This is a genomic window from Streptomyces klenkii (genome assembly GCF_003626645.1).
In the GTDB taxonomy this organism is placed as follows: domain Bacteria; phylum Actinomycetota; class Actinomycetes; order Streptomycetales; family Streptomycetaceae; genus Streptomyces; species Streptomyces klenkii.
On the sequence record NZ_RBAM01000180.1, the window covers coordinates 1 to 1,084 of the forward strand.

Below are 1,084 nucleotides of genomic sequence, written 5' to 3' on the forward strand. Positions count from 1 at the left end.
GGCCCCGCCCGGCTCCTCGTAGGGGCATCGGCGGGCGATTCGCCGGGCGGCCCGGGGCTGGGGTAGAGTCGCGGTCGCACAGATGGTCCTGTGGAGCAGTTTGGAGTGCTCGCCACCCTGTCAAGGTGGAGGCCGCGGGTTCAAATCCCGTCAGGACCGCAGCGCCAAAGCCCGGACCCCACACGGGGGGTCCGGGCTTTCTGCGTTGGGTAGGTCTGGGGCAGGACGGGAGCGGCGCGGCAGGGTCGGCCGCGCGCTCTACCCCACGCGCGGCGGGCCGGGCAAGAGCCGAGGCGTGTGACGGGAGTCACTGAACTTGGTTGCGGGCTGAGCTCGTTCGACCCCGTAGAGACAACCGCCAATTTAATATGTGCAATTGCACGGCGGGCCGGGCCGCCGGCGGGCCCGCTTCCGGGCCCCCGGGGGACTCAACGCGCGGAGACAAGGATCGCGCCGGACCCGGCGGAGTCCGGCGCGATCTGGTCGGACGGCGCGGAGTGGGGGCTCCGGCGCCGCCGCGGAGTGAGTGGTGCGCGGTAGTGCGGTGTGGTGCGTTGGTGGTGCGGGTGGTGCGAGGTGGTGCGGTCGTGCTTCAGGCCTCGCCACGCTGCTGCGGGATGCCCGCGAGCAGCGCGCGGACCTCCGCCTCGCGGTAGCGGCGGTGCCCGCCGAGCGTACGGATTGACGTGAGCTTGCCCGCCTTTGCCCAGCGTGTGACCGTTTTGGGGTCGACGCGGAACATCGTGGCAACCTCAGCCGGGGTCAGCAGCGGCTCGGCATCAGGGGTGCGAGCGGTCATGAGCGGCCTCCTCGGGAGAACCGAACCATCACGGTTCTTTCCTCTAAATTCTGCACCTTCACCCGCGTTGCCCGAAATGGCAGACGGGGGTCGAGTCGGTTATAGGACGAACGGCTTGTCCTCGGCACTACAACTACACCATCCGTCCAGCCGGGTCGGCCAAACCGATGGAATTGCCCTCTCAGGTGTTCAACCTCGGCGGAAGCCGACTGGAACGTGCCATAGCGGACAGTCACTCGACCGTAACGGTCCGTCATGGCTCGATGACTCACCATCAGCCTCGCC

Annotated in this window: 1 protein-coding gene and 1 tRNA gene; one reads left to right on the plus strand and one right to left on the minus strand. The window is 68.6% G+C overall.

Going from position 1 to position 1,084, the window contains the following annotated elements; all coding sequences use genetic code 11:
• Nucleotides 1-84 precede the first annotated feature (84 nt).
• Nucleotides 85-159 (plus strand) — tRNA-Asp (locus D7231_RS35605).
• A gap of 433 nt (nucleotides 160-592) precedes the next feature.
• On the opposite strand, the gene bldC is transcribed toward D7231_RS35605, so the two are convergent.
• Entirely contained in the window at nucleotides 593-799 is a 207-nt protein-coding gene (gene bldC / locus D7231_RS35610) for a developmental transcriptional regulator BldC (RefSeq protein ID WP_019431930.1), read from the minus strand.
• Nucleotides 800-1,084 lie beyond the last annotated feature (285 nt).

Excerpts from the sequence above, each read along its gene's own strand:
- bldC (WP_019431930.1), bottom strand. The coding sequence starts at position 799 with ATGACCGCTCGCACCCCTGATGCCGAGCCGCTGCTGACCCCGGCTGAG.